This is a genomic window from Erythrobacter mangrovi (assembly GCF_013260645.1).
Lineage (GTDB): Bacteria > Pseudomonadota > Alphaproteobacteria > Sphingomonadales > Sphingomonadaceae > Qipengyuania > Qipengyuania mangrovi.
In genome coordinates this window covers 2,224,043-2,244,209 of the sequence record NZ_CP053921.1, presented here as the reverse complement: position 1 = coordinate 2,244,209, position 20,167 = coordinate 2,224,043, and the positions used below count along the sequence as shown (strand labels likewise).

The 20,167-nt window shown below is 63.6% G+C and carries 14 protein-coding genes and 1 riboswitch; of the genes, 5 read left to right on the top strand and 9 right to left on the bottom strand.

Features of this window, described 5'->3' with window-relative positions:
• Positions 1-188 precede the first annotated feature (188 nt).
• From HQR01_RS11335 to HQR01_RS11325, 3 genes are all read right to left on the bottom strand, one after another.
• Positions 189-2,162: a putative bifunctional diguanylate cyclase/phosphodiesterase gene (locus HQR01_RS11335; protein WP_173214969.1), complete on the bottom strand. Its 1,974-nt coding sequence runs from the start codon at positions 2,160-2,162 to the stop codon at positions 189-191.
• Positions 2,163-2,250: 88 nt separating this feature from the next.
• Entirely contained in the window at positions 2,251-2,592 is a 342-nt protein-coding gene (locus HQR01_RS11330; RefSeq protein WP_173214968.1) for a hypothetical protein, read from the bottom strand.
• Positions 2,593-2,718: 126 nt separating this feature from the next.
• Positions 2,719-3,831: a cell wall hydrolase gene (locus HQR01_RS11325; RefSeq protein ID WP_234030147.1), complete on the bottom strand. Its 1,113-nt coding sequence runs from the start codon at positions 3,829-3,831 to the stop codon at positions 2,719-2,721.
• Positions 3,832-3,980: 149 nt separating this feature from the next.
• Positions 3,981-4,170, top strand: a riboswitch (cobalamin riboswitch).
• Between the two features lie 141 nt (positions 4,171-4,311).
• On the opposite strand from HQR01_RS11325, the gene HQR01_RS11320 reads away from it, so the two are divergent.
• From HQR01_RS11320 to HQR01_RS11305, 4 genes are read left to right on the top strand one after another with little or no spacing between them, the layout of a single operon-like run.
• Entirely contained in the window at positions 4,312-6,111 is a 1,800-nt protein-coding gene (locus HQR01_RS11320) for a TonB-dependent receptor plug domain-containing protein (RefSeq protein ID WP_234030146.1), read from the top strand.
• Positions 6,108-6,920 carry an ABC transporter substrate-binding protein gene (locus tag HQR01_RS11315; protein ID WP_173214966.1) on the top strand — a complete coding sequence of 271 codons (813 nt, stop codon included), beginning with the start codon at positions 6,108-6,110 and terminating at the stop codon, positions 6,918-6,920. Before HQR01_RS11320 ends, HQR01_RS11315 begins: the two co-directional genes overlap by 4 nt.
• Positions 6,917-7,870, top strand: a complete 954-nt coding sequence (locus tag HQR01_RS11310) for a FecCD family ABC transporter permease (RefSeq protein WP_173214965.1) — start codon at positions 6,917-6,919, stop codon at positions 7,868-7,870. Before HQR01_RS11315 ends, HQR01_RS11310 begins: the two co-directional genes overlap by 4 nt.
• The gene (locus tag HQR01_RS11305) at positions 7,867-8,595 is read left to right on the top strand and encodes an ABC transporter ATP-binding protein (RefSeq protein ID WP_173214964.1); all 729 of its coding nucleotides are present in this window, start codon (positions 7,867-7,869) and stop codon (positions 8,593-8,595) included. Before HQR01_RS11310 ends, HQR01_RS11305 begins: the two co-directional genes overlap by 4 nt.
• Here the strand turns inward: HQR01_RS11305 and HQR01_RS11300 are convergent, their stop codons facing one another.
• From HQR01_RS11300 to HQR01_RS11275, 6 genes are all read right to left on the bottom strand, one after another.
• A complete protein-coding gene (locus HQR01_RS11300) occupies positions 8,596-10,773 on the bottom strand; it encodes a M3 family metallopeptidase (RefSeq protein ID WP_173214963.1) in 2,178 nt (725 codons plus the stop codon).
• Positions 10,774-10,919: 146 nt separating this feature from the next.
• Positions 10,920-11,465: an RNA 2',3'-cyclic phosphodiesterase gene (gene thpR / locus HQR01_RS11295; RefSeq protein WP_173214962.1), complete on the bottom strand. Its 546-nt coding sequence runs from the start codon at positions 11,463-11,465 to the stop codon at positions 10,920-10,922.
• A gap of 9 nt (positions 11,466-11,474) precedes the next feature.
• Entirely contained in the window at positions 11,475-12,641 is a 1,167-nt protein-coding gene (locus HQR01_RS11290; RefSeq protein ID WP_173214961.1) for a GGDEF domain-containing protein, read from the bottom strand.
• A gap of 187 nt (positions 12,642-12,828) precedes the next feature.
• The gene (locus HQR01_RS11285; RefSeq protein WP_173214960.1) at positions 12,829-13,887 is read right to left on the bottom strand and encodes a GGDEF domain-containing protein; all 1,059 of its coding nucleotides are present in this window, start codon (positions 13,885-13,887) and stop codon (positions 12,829-12,831) included.
• A gap of 254 nt (positions 13,888-14,141) precedes the next feature.
• A complete protein-coding gene (locus HQR01_RS11280) occupies positions 14,142-16,208 on the bottom strand; it encodes a M13 family metallopeptidase (RefSeq protein ID WP_173214959.1) in 2,067 nt (688 codons plus the stop codon).
• Positions 16,209-16,347: 139 nt separating this feature from the next.
• A complete protein-coding gene (locus HQR01_RS11275; protein ID WP_173214958.1) occupies positions 16,348-17,880 on the bottom strand; it encodes an outer membrane protein assembly factor BamB family protein in 1,533 nt (510 codons plus the stop codon).
• A 228-nt stretch (positions 17,881-18,108) separates the two neighbouring features.
• Here HQR01_RS11275 and HQR01_RS11270 point away from each other — a divergent pair, with 228 nt between their 5' ends.
• On the top strand, positions 18,109-20,166 hold the full coding sequence (locus tag HQR01_RS11270; RefSeq protein WP_173214957.1) for a toll/interleukin-1 receptor domain-containing protein: 2,058 nt from the start codon (positions 18,109-18,111) through the stop codon (positions 20,164-20,166).
• The last annotated feature ends 1 nt before the right edge of the window (position 20,167 follow it).

Genomic DNA, 20,167 nt, shown 5'->3' with positions numbered 1-20,167 from the left:
CAATTGTCCCGCAAGGCGGCACGGCACCCGGTCACATCGAAGAGCGCCCTAGGCCTGCGGGCAGGTGAATGCAACCGGCAATTGGCCGGAGGTTCCAAGTATTTCTGCAAATGGTTCGCAATTGCAATAGTGGTTTCTGGGTGTGTCGTTTCGCCCAGCTATTCACGATGCAGCAGTATACTGAAATCTCAACCCGCGAGACGCTGGTGTAGTTCCTCGGGGAGCGTGTCGTGCTCCTCAGCGAGCAGCAGCGCGGCCTGGTAATCGGGGATGGCGCGACTGAAGTGATACCCCTGGCCATGCGTGCACCCCGCTTCGCGCACGGCGCGAACCTGGTCGATGGTTTCCAGCCCTTCGGCGACGATCTCCATTCCCAGCGATCGGCCCATCTGGGACACGGCGCGGATGATCGCATCGCTCTTGGTCCCCGCCTGGCCACCCGACACGAAGCTGCGGTCAACCTTGATCTTCGAGAAGGGCCATTGGTTGATGTAGCCGAGCGAGGAATATCCGGTTCCGAAGTCGTCGAGGACGAAGCGAACGCCAGCCTCGGAGAGTTCTTCTATGAACAGGGCGATATTCATACTGTCCTCGAGGAACAGGTTTTCAGTCACTTCCAGCTCGAGGCGTTCGGGTGCCAGTCCGGCCTCGCGGATGGCGCTGAGGATGCCGACGGCGGCACCCGGCACTTTGATCTGCAGCGGCGAGAGGTTGACGGCAATGCGAACGTCTTCGGGCCAAGTGGCCGCCGCGCGGGCGGCCTTGGCGGTCAGCCAATTGCCGAGAGTTACGATCGCGCCCGAATCTTCCGCGATGGGAATGAACTCGTCGGGACGGATTTCGCCGCGCATCGGGTGAAACCAGCGGGCCAGGGCTTCGAAGCAGCGGATCCGCCCGGTTTGCAGATCGATGATCGGCTGGAAATAGACCGACAATTGGTCATCGCGCAGGGCCTTGCGCAGTTCGACTTCGATCTCGCGCCGACGGGCAAGGTCGCGGGTCATCGATGAGTCGAAAAAGCGGATCTGCTTTCGTCCGTCCGCCTTCGCCTCGAACAGTGCCAGGTCGGCCCGTTTCAGCAGGGTCGATGCGGTCAGTCCATCATCGGGAAGCAGCGCGATCCCGATCGAACCTTCCATGTCGATCCTGTCGCCGTCGATGCGTATCGGTCGGGTTATCGCCGAAAGGATCGCATTGGCCAGAGCCGATGCCGACCGGTGATTGTTGACGGGACTGGCCACGACGAACTCGTCCCCGGCGAAGCGTGCCGCAATGCCGCGGCCATCGATCAGTCCCCGCAGACGGCTGCCGATCTCGCGCAGGACATGGTCGCCTGCCTGGTGGCCTCGGTAGTCGTTGACGTCCTTGAAGCGGTCGAGATCGATCCAGAACACCGCGACCTGTGTCTTCTCACGCGCAGCCTCGAGGATCTCGGGAAGGCGGCGATCCAGTCCTGCCCGGTTGGCGAGTCCGGTGATTGGGTCGGTCAGCGCGACCAGTTCCATCTTGGTAGCGAGGCGTGCACTCTGTTCGGCTGCCTCGATGGATTCGCGCAATACCCTGAAGAGGGAGAGCGTGACGACGATCATTGCGGGCATGAGCACCGCGATGTTGATGGCCAGGAAGATGCCGAGCGCGGATCCGCTTGTCAGAGACATCAGGAAGACGGGCGTCGAGACGAATACCAGCTGGCCCAGGGCCATGGCAGGACGCCCGCCGTTGTGGGCGCAGTTTCCGATCCCATAACCCAGTGCATTGGCGATCATCAGGACCTGCGCCATGGGCGGCAGCTCAAAGGCGATGGTGGCCGCGGCGATCAATCCCAAGACAAGGCTGTAGGCCAGGGCCCCGAAGATATAAGCGACGTCGACCTTGCGAGGCGAGGTGCCGAGCATGTTCTGGCGCAGGTGCATCGCCGTGACGACACGCAGGAGCGCAATCGAGCTCAGCAGGAACGTCAGGGCGAAGAACAGCTTGTCTTCGGTGTGAAAGGCAACGACCGTACTGGAGAGCACGCCATTCAGGGCCCCGAGAATCAGGGTCGTAGGCCGGGCGTACACCGACTTGACGAGAGCGCCCCGCGCCCTTTCCGTCAGGCGATCCTCAACACCCTCCAGTTTTGAAGAGCGGTGCAACCCGAAGAAGATCTCATGCTTCTTCATTGCGCGGCACACTAAGGGAAAACCCTCAGTTTTCTATTAACGCCGCATAAGGGTTCGCACCCGTTTGCAATGACTTGTTATGCAAACTTCAGTAAATCAGCATGTCCCGGGTGGCGAGACGCCGCTGGACTCTATCTGCCAACCTCCGATCGAGCGTGCGACACACGCCAAGCCACCACTCGTACCCAGCCACGTCTCCGGTGAAATGGGCCTGTTCGGCCTGCCGCCGGGCTGCTTCCGCCGCGCCCATGCCGTGTTCGGCGAAATGCTTGAGGGCCGCGCGCATCATGTGATCGAAGGACGAAGCCTCCGCCGCCATGCGTGCGGCATCTCCATTGTCATTCGCGGCACGAGCGCAGGCCTTCTTCGCCAGTGCACGCGCAATCGGCGAATGGGAAGTTGAGCGGGCAGCGGCGAAATGGACGGACAAGGGCGACTCCTCTGGTGATCCCGTTGCGCCTCGAAGGCACAATGCACCTGATAGTCCGGGGCACCTAAGCTTCGGTTCCGTAGCATGGTTGTAAAGTGGTAAAGCACTGATAGTGCTGGGCCTGCGTCAGTCGCTCTTGCCTGGCTCGCGGATCCATCGCCCGCTGTTCGCGTATTCGTCTCTCACGCGGCCCGATTGCGGCAGCAGGCCACTGCGCTGGCTTGCCGGGACTGCGGCCGGAGCGGGTGCGCCGACCGGCATGTCGGGATGCCCGCCGATCCCCAGCGCCGAATTGGGCGGCGGAGGAACGGCTCGTACAGGACCGGGAGTCTCGGTTTCGGCGCGACGGACGGAAGGTGCTGCGGCGGCCGGTTCATATCCGGCGTAACCCTGGCTGAAGGCTCCAGCGCTGCCCGCACCACCCTTCCAGCGATAGAAGCGATGCGCGCCGATGCTGGTGATGTAATCGAGGCTCGCCGCCCAATAGGGGTTCACGTAATTGGTGTGGTAATGCGTCGCCCGGCCGATCGGGCGGTAGACCTCGCCCGCCAGTGCGCCCAGGGCTACCGATTGTGCGCGGGACCAACCTTGCCGGGATGGGGTCCGCCGAAGCGAACCATCGCAGGAGAAGGTGAACTGGCAGCCGGTCTTGCGCTCCGAGCCCTGGAATACCACGCCGCAGACACTGGCCGGGTAGGCTGGGTGCGCGACGCGGTTGAGCACGACCTGCGCCACCGCCTGCTGGCCCGCGTAGCTCTCGCTGGCCGCTTCATAATAGACCGCCATCGACAGGCATTGCAGCGCCCGTGCCTTGTCGAGCCCGCTCCCTGCTGCGCGGAAGGCCTGCGCCGTCGCGCCTGCGCCGTGGCTTTCGGCGAACTGCACGGTTTCCAGCGTATCGTTATCCTCGCGCAGCGCCGCAAGATCGGTGGTCAGGCGCGGGGCGTCTTCAAGATAATAGAATGCCGAGCCAGGAAAGCTCTCCCCGGCGGTTTCGAAGGGCATGGGGATGAGCTGAGCGCGTTCGTCGCCCAGCCCGATCGCCTGGCTCAGCACGCTCCATTCGCCCTGCGCGGCGACCGTGGGAACGGCGATTGCGGACGCGAGAATGGCAAGCCGACTTGCCAGCTGGCGGCGACCCTTGCGGCGCTGGGCGCTGCGCCGCGCGCGCGATCCCGCGCCCCGGCGTTGGGCCGTTGCTTGCCTTCCTAAGCTGCCGTCCACCTGGTCCAACTGCACTCTTCCAGTCCTGCCAACCCCTAGCCCGGGCAAATGGTATGCGGGAGTCGATCGCGCCCGCGGTCCCGGTACGGGACGCCGCTTCGCCCGCGGCTTAACGCGCAATGCGTAAGGAACCCCGTGCTTGTGCCGGGCCCGATCCTTGGTTAGAGCGCCCGCGCGTCATGGGTTGGCCTGTTCGCGCAGGCCCGAAGAGGGAAGAGGGTTGGATGCCCTCGCTGCCCCCGCAACTGTGACCGGGGAGCGATTGTGCCACATGCCACTGGGCCGGTGCCCGGGAAGGCGGTGCAAGAGTGATGATCCGGGAGCCAGGAGACCTGCCTATGCGCGTCGTTCGGCCGCGGGCGGGGTGTACCGATGGCAAACGTGGATGCGAGCAATTCCGCTCCTTCCCGTCATGAGCGACGTTCGCTTTTGACAGGAGGTTTTGTGTCCAAATATCTGTTCTTTCTGACTGCTTTGCTTCTTTCGACGCCCGTCTTGGCCCAAGAGTCTGAGGATGAGGCGTTTGCGCCCCAAGCCGACGACCCGGCATCGAGCATAACCGTCACCGCCAACGGTCTGGGTACCGATATCGGCAACACCGGGCAGGCCGTGACGATCATCGATCGTGGCGAGATCGAAAGCGTCCAGGGAGCCGACGTCGAGCGCGTGCTGCGGCGTACGCCGGGCGTCTCGCTCGCCCGCAATGGCGGTGTCGGCAGCTTTGCTGGCGTCAACGTGCGGGGCGCGTCGTCCGAACAGCTCTTGGTGCTGGTGGACGGGGTCCGAGTTTCCGATCCGGCGGCGCCCGGAGGCGGATTCGACTTCGGCAATCTGTTGCTGGGGACGGCGGGCAAGTTCGATATCCTGCGCGGCTCGAACAGCACGATCTGGGGCTCCGATGCGATCGGCGGCGTGGTCGATGTCTCGACCCGCGGCGAAGCGGGGATCAGCGGTAATGTCGAATACGGTTCGCGCGATTCGCTGTTCACCAGCGCGGCAGGCGGGTTGAAGAGCGATGGTTATTTTGTCGGCCTGACCGGCTCATGGTACCGCACAGACGGCTTTTCGGCCGCGGCTTCGGGCTCGGAGCCGGACGGCTTCGAACAGGTCGTGCTGGGCGGATCGGCTTTCGTCGACATCACTCCGCAGCTTGAGCTGTTTGCCCATGCGAACTGGAGCGAGGGCGATCTCGATATCGATGGTTTCCCGGCTCCCGATTTCGTGCTGGCCGACACCTTCGAAACGCAGGAAACCCGCCGCCATTGGGGCGATGTCGGAATAAGCTATTACGGTAACGACTGGACGCTGCGCGCGGCCTACAGCCTCTCCGATACCGAGCGCGATAACCTCGACGATGATGGTGCGGTGAGCTTTGCCAGCGACGGGCATTCCGAACGCATCCAGCTGCGCGGCGAATATCGCGCGATCGGCGGGCTGACCGTGGCGTTTGGCGGTGAGCACGAATGGTCCGACTACGTCACCACCTTCGACACCCAGGCTTCGGTTGATATTACCGGTGGCTACATCCAGCTCGGCTGGGTGCTCGGAGGTCTTGCCGTCCACGCCGGCGGGCGGGTCGACGATCACGAGCTCTTCGGATCGCATGCCAGCTTCGGCGGGGATATTTCCTACCGCATCGGCGGCGACTGGCGAGTTCGGGCGAGCGTGGGCGAGGGCTTCAAGGCGCCCACACTGTTCCAGCTCTATTCCTTCTTCGGCAACGCGGAGCTCCGGCCTGAAGTCAGCACCAGCGTGGATTTCGGTGTGGAGCACGGCGAGCGTGGGCGCGACACGCATTTTGCGGTGACCGCCTTCCGTCGGGACAGCGAAGACCTGATCAGCTTCGCCTTCAGCGATGCCCGCCCATTCGGTTTCTATGACAACACCGCACGTGCCCGCGCGCAGGGTATCGAGGCAGAGGCCGGTTTCGACGTTGCCGAGGGATTGCGCCTGTCGGGCGTCTACAGCTTCGTCGATGCAGAAGATCGCACGACGGGCAATGACCTAGCCCGTCGCCCGCGCCATTTTGCGACGCTATTTGCCGACTATGAAGCGCCGTTCGGGCTCAAGCTCGGTGCGGATCTGCGCCTCGTCGGAAGAAGCTATGACGATGCAGGCAACTTCACCCGCCTGGATGGCTATGAAGTCTTCGACCTGCGCGCATCCATGCCGGTTTCGGATGGTGTCGAAATCTACGGGCGGGTCGAGAACCTGTTCGACGACGATTACCAGACCGCGAGCGGTTATGCGTCCCCCGGACGCGGCGTGTTCGCCGGGGTAAGGGTACGGATGTGATCCGACTGCTGCCCGCGCTGGTCCTGATGCTCGCCGGATGTGCGGGCCAGGGGCCGGCGCGGGCGCCCGATACGCGGCAGCCGACCGTGGTCAGTCTCAATCCCTGCACCGACGCGATACTGGCAGAGGTTGCTGCGCCGGGGCAGTTGCTGGCGATTTCGCATTACAGCAAGGATCCGAAGGCGAGCTCAATGGAGCCGGCCGCCGCAGCACGTTTCGCTGCGACCGGGGGAACGGTGGAGGAGATTCTCGCGCTCGACCCCGATCTTGTCGTGGCATCGAGCTTCCTCGATCCGGCGACGCGTGCGGGGCTCGAGCGGCTCGGTCTTAGGGTCGCGTCCTACGGCAGTGCCGGCACCGTTGCGGAAAGCGAAGCACAGGTGCGTGAACTGGCTGGGCTGGTGGGCAATCCGGCTGCAGGTGAAGCGCTGATCGAGCGTATCGAGGCAGCGCTCGCAGCCGCGCGGCCACAGGATGTGTCGGTCGAGGCGGCCCTGTGGCAACCCGGGGGGATCGTCCCGGGCGAGACCTCGCTGGTGAGTGACCTGCTGCGTCGCACCGGCTATTCCAGCTACGGCAAAGCGCGCGGCATGGCGCAGGCCGACTACCTTTCACTCGAGCAGGTGGTGGCGGATCCGCCGCAGCTCCTGCTGGTGGCTGGTAGCGAGGTGGGCCAGCGCCACCCCGTACTCGATCAATTGCCGGAAATGCGTCGCGCAGCCTTCGACACGCGCCTGATCTATTGCGGCGGCCCAACGATCATCCGCGCAGCAGAGCGGCTGGCGGAAATCCGGCGGTCGGTTTCATGAACCGCGCCACGCTGATCTTCGCGCTGTTGCTGGCGCTGGCGATCCCGCTTTCACTGCTGGCGGGCCGGGTCTGGCTCGATCCGGCAACCACACCCAATGCTGCGCTGATCCTTGCCGAACTGCGCTTGCCGCGTGCCGTGCTGGCGATCGTGGTTGGGGCGGGGCTGGGCGCCAGTGGGGCGGCGATGCAGGGCTATCTGCGCAATCCGTTGGCCGATCCCGGCCTCTTCGGTATCGCCCCGGGCGCGGCGCTGGGGGCGGTGGTCGCACTGTGGTTCGGCTATGCGGCCTCGCCCTACCTGCTCCCGCTATTCGCGCTGGTCGGGGCGGGCGGAGCGATGGCATTGCTGGCCGCGATCGCGGGCCGCACCGGCGGTATCGCGCTGTTCACGCTTGCGGGGCTGATGGTCGCGAGCCTTGCCGGGGCGCTCACGGCGCTCGCAATCAGCATGGCTCCCAACGCCTTTGCCATGAGCGAGATCGTGACATGGCTCAACGGCGCGCTGACCGATCGCAGCTGGCGTGAAGTATGGCTTGCCGCACCGCTCGTGGCGGTGGGTGTGGCACTGCTGTGGCGCAGTGGGAAGGCGCTCGACGCGCTGACCTTGGGCGAGCCGGTGGCCCGCTCGCTCGGTGTCGATCCACATCGGCTCTTGTGGTTGCTGATCGCCGGGATCGGGCTGACCGTGGGGGCCAGTGTAGCTGTGGCTGGGATCATCGGTTTCGTCGGATTGATCGTCCCGCATCTGGTGCGCCCGCTGACCGATCGGCGTCCCTCACAATTACTCATTCCAAGCGCGCTGGCCGGCGCCTTGCTGGTGCTCGTCGCCGACAGTGTTGTGCGTGTGCTGCCGCTCGTGACCGAGTTGCGACTGGGCATTGCGCTCAGCCTGCTCGGCGCGCCCTTCTTCCTGTGGCTCTTGTTGCGGATGCGCAGGGGGCTCGCATGATCCTGTCGGCGCACGACCTGGCCGTCTCCGAGCGGCTCCGCGAGGTCTCACTCGAGCTCGAGCCCGGCACCATCACCGCCATCTGCGGGCCGAATGGTGCGGGCAAGTCGACGCTGCTCGAAGCCTTGGCGGGATTGCTGGAGCCCGACAGAGGGCACGTCATGCTCGGCGAGGCCAATTTGGCCGAAATGCTGCCGCGCGAGCGCGCGAAAGCGATGGGCTACCTGCCGCAGGCCCACGAGATCGTGTGGGACGTGCCCGTGCGCAGCATCGTTGCACTGGGGCGCATGCCACATGGCGACAATCGCACCGAACCGGTCGATGTAGCGCTGGCGGCGCTCGACATTGCGGGCCTGGCGGATCGCCGTGCGCAATCGCTGTCAGGCGGCGAAACCGCGCGGGTGCTGCTGGCCCGCGTGCTTGCCGGGGAGCCGTGCTGGATCCTGGCTGATGAGCCGCTCGCTGCGCTCGACCTGGCGCACCAGTTGGCGCTGCTGCGCCACCTGCGTGCGGCAGCCGATGCGGGGGCAGGGGTGGTCCTCGTCCTGCACGACCTGGCCCATGCGATGAACCATGCCGACCGTGTGGTCGTCCTCGACCGCGGGGGCATTGCCGCCGACGGGGTATGCGAAAACGCGCTCGACCCACAGGTGATCGAGCGCGTCTGGAAGGTCGCGGCCTGGTGGGTCGGCGAACCGCACCACCGGGCGTTGATTACTCGCTGATTACTCGGCGCCCTCGCCACCAGTCAGCCCGCGGGCCTCGAGCATCGGGGTGACGTCGGGGTTACGGCCCGCGAAATTGCGGAACATCTCGAAGTAATCCATCGTCCCGCCGCGGCTCAGCACGGTGGCGCGATAGTGGTCGCCGTTGGCGCGCGTCAGCCCGCCATTGTCGCGGAACCACTTGCGGCTGTCCTGGTCGAGCATCTGCGTCCACAGATAGCTGTAGTAGCCTGCCGAATAACCGGCCGGGCTGGAGAAGATGTGGTTGAAGTAGGTGGTGCGGTAACGCGGCGGGACCAGGTCGATCTCCAGCCCGAGTTCGCCCAGTGCCTTGCGTTCGAAGGCATCGACCTTCTCGGGCGTGTCGATAGCTGCTGCCTCTTCCTTCGACAGCGCGGCCCACTTCATGTCGAGCAATGCCGCGGTCACGGTTTCGCCGAAATCGTAGCCCTGGTTGAACTTGCCCGCAGCCTCGATCTTCTCGATCATCTCGGCCGGGATCCGCTCGCCCGTCTTGTAGTGCTTGGCATAGTTGGCCAGCACTTCGGGCCAGGTCGCCCAGATCTCGTTGACCTGGCTTGGATATTCGACGAAGTCGCGCGCCACGGCGGTGCCCGAAAGGCTTTCATAGCGCTGGTCGGCGAAGAAGCCGTGCAGTGCGTGGCCGAATTCGTGGAACATGGTTTCGACATTGTCGAAGCTGACCAGTTGCACTTCACCTTCGGCTGCCTTGGAGATGTTGAGCACGTTGTAGATCACCGGCTTGGTGTTCCACAGGTGGCTCTGCTCGACGAAGTTCGACATCCACGCACCGCCGCGCTTGGACGGGCGCTGGTAGGGATCGAAATAGAACAGGCCCAGTTCCGAACCGTCGCGGTCATAGACCGTGTAGACGCTCACATCCGGGTGGTAGACGGGCAGGTCGGAGCGCTTCTTGAAGCTCAGGCCGTAGAGCTTGTTCGCGGCGTAGAACACGCCGTCTTCCAGCACGCGGTCGATCTGGAAATATTCCATGACCTTGTCCTGGTCGAGATCGTAGCGTTCGGCCTTGATGCGGTTGGCGTAGCGATACCAGTCCCACGGCTTGACTTCATAGTCGCCGCCATCGGCCTTGATCGCTTCGTTGAGCATGGCAGCTTCGCGCCGTTGCGTGGCGGCGAGGGCGGGAACCATCTGCTGCATGAAGTCGAGCGCGGTCTTGGGCTTTTCCGCCATGCGGTCCCACATCGCGTAGGTCGCCCAGTCGGGCGCGCCGAACAGCGCCGCCTTCTCCGCGCGCAGCTTGGCGATCTTGGCCGCGAGCATGCGCGTGTCCACGGCCCGCTGGCCATCGGCGCGGTGGAAGGAAAGCTGGAACAGCTTCTCGCGCGTGGCGCGGTTGGTCAGGCTGGGCAGCAGCGGCTGCTGGGTGGTGTTCTGCAGCGCGATCGCGAACTTGCCGGGGTGGCCCTTGCTCGCGGCAAGGTCGGCGGCGGCCTTGATATCGGCGTCCGAGAGGCCCGCCAGCTCTTCGCGCGTGTCGACGATCAGCGGCTGGTCCGACATCGCCGAGCGCGCGGTCTGGGCGAATTGGGTGGTGGTCTTCGAAAGCTCGGTGTTGAGCTGCTTGACCTGCTCGCGCTGCGCCGCGGTCAGCAGCGCGCCGGCATGGACCATCCCCTCATAGGTATCCTCGAGCAGCGCAGCATCCTCGGGAGTCATGGTCATCGCCGCGCGATTGTCATAGACCGCCTTCACGCGGGCGAAGAGCACTGGGTCGAGCGTGATCGCATCGCCGTGCGTGGTCAGCTTGGGGCTGATCCTCGTCTGGATATCGTCGAGCGCGTCGTTGGTGTTCGCACCGGTCAGCGCGAAGAACACCCTTGCCACGCGGTTGAGCATGCGACCCGAGGTCTCGAGCGCTACGATGGTGTTGTCGAAGCTGGGTGCTTCGGGATTGTTCTTGATAGCTGCGATCTCGCCATTGTGGATCGCCATCGCCTTCTCGAACGCCACTTCCATCACTTCGGGCGTGATTTTGGTGAAATCGGGCGCGTGGAATGGCAGGGTGCTATCGTTGGCGAAATAGAGTGCGTCCCATTCGAGCGCCGCCCGGTCGGTCGATTGCGCCATCGCCGGAGCTGCGGCAAAGGGCGCGAGCGCCAGGCATGCGGCGGTGGCCAGGATATGGGCCTTCATGATCTCTCCATCCGTTTAGAGGGGCGCAGTCTGCGCCCACACAATGAAACGGCGAGGTATGGAAAGGATCACGGGCGCATGTGCAAGCCCGGTAATGCTTTCGGTCGGGGAGAGTCGGCGGTTCGTCGAAGCCAACCCCTGGTAACCTACCCTGCGGCGTCCAGCGCGTAGCGTATGACGGGTTCGTACAGCGATCCCTCGGGCCGCAGGTGGCTTTCGAACAGGGTGAACTCCTCGACCGCCCATTCGTCCAGTTGCAGACCTGCGGTTCGCTGGAGGAAGGCGATCGGCGATCCGCTCCGCGAGTTCAGCCGGGCAAGCGTTACATGTGGGACGAACTTGCGCGGTTCCTGCGCGATCCCGGCCGCCTGGCTGGCGCGTTCGACCTTGTGCTGCAGGCGATCGAGCGCGTCGCAGGCCCCGGTTCCCGCCCATAGTGTGTGCGGCTGATCCTTCTTCGTGAAGGCACCGGTCCCACGCAACTGCAGCGTGAATGCAGGGGCGGTGATCCGGCCCAGTTCCCGCGCGAGGTCTTCGGCAGTGCGGCCATCGACTTCGCCGATATAGCGCAGGGTCAGGTGCAACTGGGCATCGTCCTGCCACCGTGCGCCGTCGACGCCATACATTTCGCCGATCAGGGCCGCACGGATCGCTGGTGGTGGGCGCAATCCTACGAAAAGCCGGTGTTGCATGGCGACAGGTCAGCGATCTTCGCGGCGAACGCGATTGCGACCCTCGGCCTTGGCGTCATACATCGCTGCGTCGGCCCTGAGCAGGCTGGTTGCGACCGCTTCCCCGCGCAGGTGCTGCGCCACACCGATGGAGGCGCTGGTCGCACCCTGGGGCAGCCCCAATTCGTCATGGAGCCGGGCGAGCCCCTCGCGCAAATCTTCGGCAAATTGCAGTGTGCGCTCCTCATCCGCTTCGTCGAGGAAGACGCCGAATTCCTCGCCGCCCAGACGGACCGCGAAATGTTCACCCGGGGAATGGGCGCGCAGTGCGTCGCGCATCAGCGCCGCTGCGGCGATCAGCGCCTTGTCGCCCATGTCGTGGCCATAGGAGTCGTTGAGCTGTTTGAAATGATCGAGGTCGACGACGAGCAGGTGCGCGCGATCGTTGGTGGCGCGATCGACCAGTCCGCGCTCGAACAGGGCGCGGCGATTGAACAGGCCCGTCAGCGGGTCGTGTACCGCCATGAATTCCGAATGCGCGAGGGCCTCGGTCAGTCTTTCGCTGAGACGGCGGTTCTCCACCAGCATGTCGGCAGCGAACTGGCGCTGGCGGGCATTGGCGAAGGCATAGATCAGGATGGCCGTGAACAGCATCGACAAGCCTGCGGCGGCCGGCAGGGCCAGGTCTGCCGGGGCAAGGAGCAGCCCCGCGCCTATCGTCAAGGCGAAACCCCCGGCGTAGGCAATTGTCGCAGTTCTCAGCGGCGCGATCATGCTGGTAATCATGGCGACCGCAATCAGGGTTCCCCCGCCGATCACCATGCGTGCGGGATGGGCTGCCGGCTCGTCGATCAGGGGGATCAGCAGGAATGCCCAGCTCATCCCACCGAAGAACAGCATCACCGTCAGAATCTTCATGGCCGGTTCGAGCGGTTGGCCACGATCGAGCCGGCGGCGAATGTGGTTCCAGGACAGGCGAGAGCCTGAGAGCGCCAGCAGCCGCATGGTCAGCGGTAGAATGAATGCCGCAGGATTGGACATGAACCATGCCGCGACGCACATGCCCAACCAGGCCAGGACATTGGCGATGAAGGCGCGCTGTTCGGTAACAACAACGGCGCGCACGGTCTCACGCCAGGCTTCGCGTTGCCAATCCTCGTCCCGTTCCGGGAAACCGAACCAATCCTGCGCATCCATGCGCTACGACCCCCACAGCCCATGCAAGGTCATAACGGTAACCCCACGGCTACTCAAATAGGGCAATCGCTATCGTATCACCAGACGGAACAGGCTTGGTCTTGGCGGATTCTGCCGCTTTTCATCGCTTTGAGTGTGGCCTGAACCTTGTGGCTGTGGTCTTCCACGGACGCCGCATGGCAGGCTGTCAGGCGGTGCAGCGGACAAGGTTGCGGCCCTGGCGTTTGGCATCATAGCAAGCCATGTCCGAACGAAGCAGCGCGTCGTCGAGCTCTTCGTCCATGCACCATTGTGTCAGGCCGATCGAAGCCGTGACCGACAGGGGCTGCTGCGTCTCTAGGTGCCCACCGATGGCGGCTATCGCGTGGCGCAATTCCTCGGCCATGGCTTCCGCGATCCTTGTATCGACGCCCTCGACGATCACGAGGAATTCCTCGCCACCGAGGCGGTAGGCCTGATGCTCGCCCGTCTCGGCCCGCCGAGCCAGGACTTCACGAACGGCATCGGCGGCAGCGATCAGCACGTGGTCGCCGACCGCATGGCCGAACTGGTCGTTGATGGATTTGAAGCGGTCGAGATCGACGGCAAGCAAGTGGCGCGGCGCGTCATTGGTTCGTGCCTGGCGTTCCTCGAACAGCCTGCGCCGGTTGAACAGGCCTGTCAGCGGGTCGCGCCAGCTGAGGAACTCTGCATGGGCCAGGGCCTCAGCCAGCTCTTCCGCTAGCTTGCGATTCTCGACCAGCGTCCGCGCCGCGCAGACGATATGGACGCCGGTATTGGCTGCATAGACCCGCACGCCCACTACGAATACCGTGGAGACGAGCACGAATACCGGGTCGAACCTGGCCGGATGCGCAAGCACGATGGTGCAGGTGACGATCCAGAAACTGGCGAGCATGGCGTCGCGTGGTCCAGGGAAGGCCGCCAGCGTGACGGCGATCAGCGTGATCACCAACATTACGGCGACATGGATCGTCGCGATCGCTGCAAGCGGTGCACCGGGCGGGGCAGGCCACAACAGCAGCCCCAGTGTCGCACCCGCGACGGCCATGGATGTGAACAGAACCTGCTCCGCACGATCGAGCGGCCGACGCGCGTCCAGCTTGGCTTCGAGCCGCGTGGCCGACCAGCGGGTGAACAGGAAGGATGCAACGCGGGCAGCGAGGAACCACCCGAGAATTCCCCGCGCCGGGATGGAGACAATACTGACCGTCAGTATTGCTATGCCCAGCAGGCTTGCGCTCAACGCGTGCCGCTCCCTCTCAAGCATGGACAGTACTGCCTCGCGGCGCACTTCATGGGGATCGACCTCGCCCGCTGAGGCAAGTTCGGAGCATGCTCGGGGTTTTAGGCGACTGGAAGTTTCCACGTGCAGCGAAATAAATCCCCTGAATTAAAGGGCTTTATTCTACGTTAGGTGGGATTCGTTAACAATTTTCTCGAGCGTAAAGTAGCGAGCGAGTGCTCCAGGCACCGCTCGCTACTTGTGCAACTACAGGATTACCAAATCCGTGCGCGGTCCTCGGGCGCGATGTACATGTCGTCATCTGGAGTGATGCCGAAAGCTTCGTACCAGGCGTCGACGTTGCGCAGCGGGGCGATGGTGCGGTAGCGCGCCGGGCTGTGCGGGTCGGTGGTGACCTGGTTGCGCAGCGCGTCTTCCCGCGCCTTGGCCCGCCATACCTGCGCATAGGCGAGGAAGAAGCGCTGGTCGCCGGTCAGCCCGTCGATCACCGGAGCTTCCTGCCCGTTCAGCGACTTGTGGTAGGCGTCAAAGGCCACCAGCACGCCGGCCAGGTCCGCGATATTCTCGCCCATGGTCAGCTCGGGGTTGATGAAGGCGCCGGGGACGACCTCGAACTTGGCGTATTGGTCGCCGAACTTCTTGGACTCGGCCTTGAACCGCTCGTTGTCCTCAGCGGTCCACCAGTCCTTGATCGCGCCGTTGGCGTCGATCTTGCGGCCCTGATCGTCGAAGCCATGGCTGATTTCGTGGCCGATAACCACGCCGATCGCGCCATAGTTCACCGCCGGGTCGGCCCAAGGGTCGAAGAAGGGCGGCTGGAGGATGCCGGCCGGGAAGACCATCTTGTTCTCGAGGCCGCCGTTGTAGGCGTTCACGGTCTGCGGGTTCATGCCCCACTTGCTGCGATCTACCGGCTCGCCGAGGTCGCTCATCGCATAGTCGGCGTTGAACTTGGTCGCGGCGACCATGTTGTCGTAGAGGCTGGTTTCGCTAACCGGGAGCTCCGAATAGTCGCGGAACTCCTTGGGGTAACCGACCATAACCTCCATCTTCTCGAGCTTCTCGAGAGCGGCGGTCTTGGTCGCTTCGCTCATCCAATCGTTGCCGCGAATACGGTCGGCCATGGCCAGCTTGAGGTTGCCGACCAGCTCGTCCATCCGGGTCTTGGCGATCCGCGGGAAGTATTCGCCGACGTAGGCTTCGCCGACCAGCTCGCCGAGCTGGCCGTTGATCAGGTCGACCGCACGCTTCCAGCGGGCGCGCTGTTCGCTGACGCCTGAAAGCTTGCTGGTGAACTCGAACCGGCTGTCGACCATCTTCTTGTTGAGATAGGGTGAAGCCTGGTGCGCGACCTGCGCCTTTTGCCACAGCTTGAGTGTTTCGAGATCGGTGCTGCCATAGAGTGCCGCGATCGCCTTCACTGCGGTATTATCGGTTACGATGATGCGCTTCTGCGGGGGAACGTTGTTGCCTTCGAAGAAGGCATCCCAGTCGATCCCCGGGGCATAGGCGGCGAGTTCCTCGCTCGACATCGGGTTGTTGATGGCGGCGATATCGCGTTTCTGTTCTACGTCCCAGTTGAGCTCGGCAATGTAGGTCTCGAAGGTGAAGACGCGGCTCGCGGCTTCGCGCGGATTGGCCACGCCGATTGCGCGGAAGGTGCGCTCGAGATAGTCCAGATAGGCGCCGCGCTGGGCCGAGAACTTGTCGCTGAAATAATAGTCCTTCTCGGGAAGACCGAGGCCGGTCGAGAACATCCACAGCGAATTCACCGTCGGATCGTCGGGATCCGCATAGGGCCCGGTTCCGAACAGCGTCGCGCCGAACTTGTCATAGGTCGAACCCATGAAGCGGGCGAATGCGACCTTGTCCTGGATCGCATCGACCTTGGCGAGATCGCGCTTGAGCGGCGCGAGGCCCGCCTTTTCGATCGCCTTTTCGTCCATGAAGGTCTTGTACAGTGCACCGTACTGGGCGGTTGTCGGAGCTTCGGTGATCAGTCCATTGACCTGTTCGGTCACGTCTTCGCGCAAATTGTTGAAGGAACCGACCGAGGGACGGTCGCCGGGGATTTCGGTGCGGTCGATCCATGCGCCGGATGCAAAGCGCTCGAAGTCGTCGCCCGGATCCGCGGAAGGATCGCCGGCCGTCAGGTCGAGCCCGTATTCGCCGATTTTGGCCTGGCCGGTCACGACGATCGTATGCTCGTCGCCGGCAGCGCTGTTGCCCTGCTCATCGGCGAAGGAGGGCGCGGCAAGGAATGTCAGTGAAAGTGCGAGCGCCGAAACGGCGGCGCGGCTGGAACTAATAGTACGGCGCATCAAGTCTACCCCTGTGTCTTCTTTGGCACCGGGGCGTCATACATAGTTATGCGGTCAAGGGCAGGTTTTTCGGCAAACTACGCCCACCGGTCGGCGAAGGGCTATTTCTGCCCAGATCGCCGACCGGCGGCACTTTGACTTACCACAGGCGGTAGGACGTCACTCGCGTGCCTGAGGAAATGATGAGCTGGTTGTCGGGCGTGATCGCCAGCCTTCCGCCGACTGCCGCTGTCCAGTCCTGGGCGCGCGTGGCTGAGTTGAGGTCAAAAGCGTAGCTGTCGCTCGCGGTCGAAACGAACAGATGCGACCGGGTGCTGACTACGCTGCCAGTCAGTGCGCCGGTGCCAGGGATGGCGATCGAGTAGGCTACCGCGCCGGTATCGGGTTGCAATGCGTCGACCCGACGCTCGGCGGGGTTGATCGCGAACAGCAGGGTCTGCCCATAAACCGGATAGGCCGAGTAGCTCGCGGCGCTGGTCCACAACTTGTTCCCGCTGGTCAGTGACCAGGCGGAAATGGGGGAGGCGTCGGTATAGGACTTGCTGAGGGCAAAGGCGAAGAGCCGCGAGTCAGGTCCGAGGACCGGTGCTGCGGCATACTGCGCGCCGCCCGCAAACTCGGGGTTAGCGAGCGAGCCGGTTGGGTTGCCGGTCGTTCGCGAAAGGATCTCGATCGTCGGCCCGGCAAAGGCATAGACCGACGAGCTGTCGACCGCGACGGCGGCACTCTGCATGATCGCACCACCGAAGTCTCGTTGCCAGGCGAGCGTACCGTTTACGAGGTCGTAGGCGTGCGCGACCATGCCGTTGGCGCCGGCGATCAGGAACAGCGCATCCATGTAGGGAACCGGCTGGTTCATCTCTCCTGCCGGCGCATTGTACGCAGGCAGGGTCGTTGCGGTGCCATCCACGGCATCGACCACCATCGGGGTCTTGGTCCCGCTGGCAGCGGTGCTGGTGTAATAAACCTTGCCGTCGCGATAAGCCGGGTCGCTCAACACGTCGGTGCCCATGTCGATCCGCCAATTGCGCGTGCCCGACGAGGTATTGAGCGATACCGCGTAATACTTGCCGTCCGCCGCAAGTTCGGTGAGGAAGGTGCGACCCCGCCCCGCTGCTGCAGCGCCAAAGCTGGAACCGTCGGCAGCGGTATACTGCCACCGGCGTACGATATCTTCTCGCTTGTAGTTCACGTTGACGTAGCCGCGGTGATCGGCCAGCCGCTGCGCGGTCTCCCAATCCGCGACCTGGATATCGAGATTGAGTGTGTAGGCTGCGGACGAGCCAGGGTAGATCCGTTCGCAGTCCTCATCGGCGCACAGGCGGAAGAAGATACTGCTGGTAGTCAGCCCGCCGGGCGAGAAGGGGATAGTCTCGAGGTTTACGGTGAAGCTGGTCCCCGATCCCGTCGGCGTGCCGACGAGGCGGTAGCGCTCTGCGTTGATGACCACATCGGCGATAATCGGTTCGCTTGAGGTGCCGGTATAGCTGGCGCCGAAGCCGAAGGTGGTCGAACCGCCGTCGGGTACCGTCACGGTTTGCTCGGCTTCCGAGAGTGTGACAGTCAGCACCGGCAGGTTGTTGCCACCGCCACCCCCATTCGAGCTGCCCCCACCGCAAGAGGCAAGGAAAGTGGCGGCCAGGCCTGCGACCGCTACGTGGGACACCCTCATGAAAATCGTCCTTCTTTGTCTGCAATGGCGATTCGGGCACTGCAGTGCGCCGACGCTCCTTAATCCAGCCTGCACCTAGCGCTTCGTACCAAGCCTGCAAATGGCCGAACGGGATTTAGACAATTTTCCCCGACCGACCCGCGTGACCCACTCTCAATTGCGGATCGTTTCATCTCTCGCTCTGCCCATGCTAGGGTTCGCTTGCACAAACTCCGGAGGGGGCCGGCAGTGAGTCAATTTCGCTACAAGGCATTTATCAGTTATAGCTGGGCCGACGCGAAGTGGGGCAACTGGCTCCACCATGCGATCGAAACCTATCGTACTCCGACGGCACTTGTGGGCAAGGAGGTCTCTGCGGGGCCGGTGCCCGCGCGGCTTCATCCGTTGTTCAAGGATCGTGAGGAGGAGGCCGCCGGCGCGAGCATCGGGACGGCGGTCGAAACTGCGCTGGCCAATTCGGAATTCCTGATCGTCATCTGCTCGCCCAATTCGGCCAAGTCGGAATGGGTCAATCGCGAAATCGCCTGGTTCAAGACACATCGCGATCCCCGCAAGGTGCTGGCGCTGATCGTCGATGGCGAGCCCGGCAGCGACGAGGCCGAATGCTTTCCCAAGGCGCTGACCCACGAGGTCGACGGCAACCTGTCAGTCACCGACCGCTTCGCCGACATGCCGCTGGCCGCCGATGCGCGCGACACTGGCGATGGCAAGCGCAGGGCCAAGCTCAAGCTTGCCGCTGCGATGCTGGGTGTGGGGCTCGACGAGCTCGTCAACCGCGAAGAGCGCCGCCGCCTTGTGCGCACCCGCATCATCGCGGGTGCCTCGCTGGCGCTGGCACTGGTGATGAGCGGTTTGACGCTGGTCGCGGTGCAGGCCCGCAACGAAGCCGAGCGCCAGAGGGCCGAGGCGGACGGACTGATTGAATTCATGCTTACCGACCTGCGCGAAAAACTCGAACCGGTCGGGAGGCTCGATGCGCTCGACGTGGTGGGCACGCGCGCACTCGACTATTATGCGCGACAGAAGCTTGCCAGCCTCGACGCCGATGCGCTCGGGCGCCGTGCGCGGGCGTTGTTGCTGGTGGGCGAGATTTCAAATCTGCGCGGGGACAGCGAGGAGGCGCTGAAAGCGTTCACGCAAGCTGCCGCGACGACCAAGGAACAACTCGCTCGCGATCCGGATAACGAACAGCGCATCTTCGACCATGCGCAGAGCGTGTTCTGGGTCGGAGCGATCGCCTACGGGCGTGGCGAGACGGAGAACGCTGAAACGCAATTTCGCGAGTACAAGCGGCTGGCCGATCGGCTCAACGAACTCAATCCAGACAAGCCCGAATGGCGTATGGAAAGTAGCTACGCTGAAACCAATCTCGGCGTCATGTACGATGAACTCGGCCGTGATGCGGAAGCGGAGCGAGCCTTTACGTCGGCTTTGGTACAAATCGATGCGGTTGCGGCGAGTGAGCCGTTCAGTGCCGATCGGCAAGTCGAGATCGGCGCCACCGTCAATTGGTTGGGCAAGGTGAAGGGCGAACTGGGCAAGTACGAAGAGGCCCTGAAACTCTTTCGACGCGAGATCGCCATCTATCGGGACTTGTTGCTACGCGATCCTTCAAATGCCCTGGCAAAGAATCGGCTGTCAGTCGCGCTGCAGTTTTTAGGAGAGAACCAGCTATTTGCGGGCAATCTAGCAGGAGCCATTGAGTCCACCGGGCAATCGCTGGAGCTAAATGGCGAATTGCGACTACTTGAGCCGGACAACACCGAATGGCAACAGACCGAGGTTGGGGGAAGATTCAACCAGGCGCAGAATTTGATCCTTACCGGCCGACCGGCTGAAGCACGCCAAATGCTTGATCAGGCCGACAGGTTGCTTGCGGCGATGATCGCAACGGACGCATCCAATACCGTTTGGACAAATAATTTTCGAGCCCGTTCGATGCAGGCCCACATGTTCTTGGCAATGGCTGGTGGCAACCTACGCAGTTCCAGCCGCTCACTTCCAAGCACCTTGATGTGGATCGATGCACGTGGGTCGGCGCTTGAGCCGCTGCAGCGCACACGACTCTATCGCCTTGCTGGAGATCTGAAGCGCGAATTGGGGCAGGTTAAGGAAGCTCGTGCATTGTGGGAATTGGCTCTTGCACAAGTCCCGGATTCGATCGTTGCCGATCCAGAAAAGTTCTTTCTTTGGCGGCGTCTCGGCAACAAGCAGAAAGCGGCCGAGTATGCCGCAAGGCTGGACAGGCGGGGCTATCGGCACCCCGCCTATCTGAGCGAGCGCTAAC

What these genes read in the sequence shown, in the direction of transcription:
- thpR (WP_173214962.1), bottom strand. Translation starts at nt 11,465, where the DNA reads ATGCAACACCGGCTTTTCGTAGGATTGCGCCCACCACCAGCGATCCGT.
- HQR01_RS11300 (WP_173214963.1), bottom strand. Translation starts at nt 10,773, where the DNA reads ATGAAGGCCCATATCCTGGCCACCGCCGCATGCCTGGCGCTCGCGCCC.
- HQR01_RS11305 (WP_173214964.1), top strand. Translation starts at nt 7,867, where the DNA reads ATGATCCTGTCGGCGCACGACCTGGCCGTCTCCGAGCGGCTCCGCGAG.
- HQR01_RS11275 (WP_173214958.1), bottom strand. Translation starts at nt 17,880, where the DNA reads ATGAGGGTGTCCCACGTAGCGGTCGCAGGCCTGGCCGCCACTTTCCTT.
- HQR01_RS11310 (WP_173214965.1), top strand. Translation starts at nt 6,917, where the DNA reads ATGAACCGCGCCACGCTGATCTTCGCGCTGTTGCTGGCGCTGGCGATC.
- HQR01_RS11335 (WP_173214969.1), bottom strand. Translation starts at nt 2,162, where the DNA reads ATGAAGAAGCATGAGATCTTCTTCGGGTTGCACCGCTCTTCAAAACTG.
- HQR01_RS11290 (WP_173214961.1), bottom strand. Translation starts at nt 12,641, where the DNA reads ATGGATGCGCAGGATTGGTTCGGTTTCCCGGAACGGGACGAGGATTGG.
- HQR01_RS11280 (WP_173214959.1), bottom strand. Translation starts at nt 16,208, where the DNA reads ATGCGCCGTACTATTAGTTCCAGCCGCGCCGCCGTTTCGGCGCTCGCA.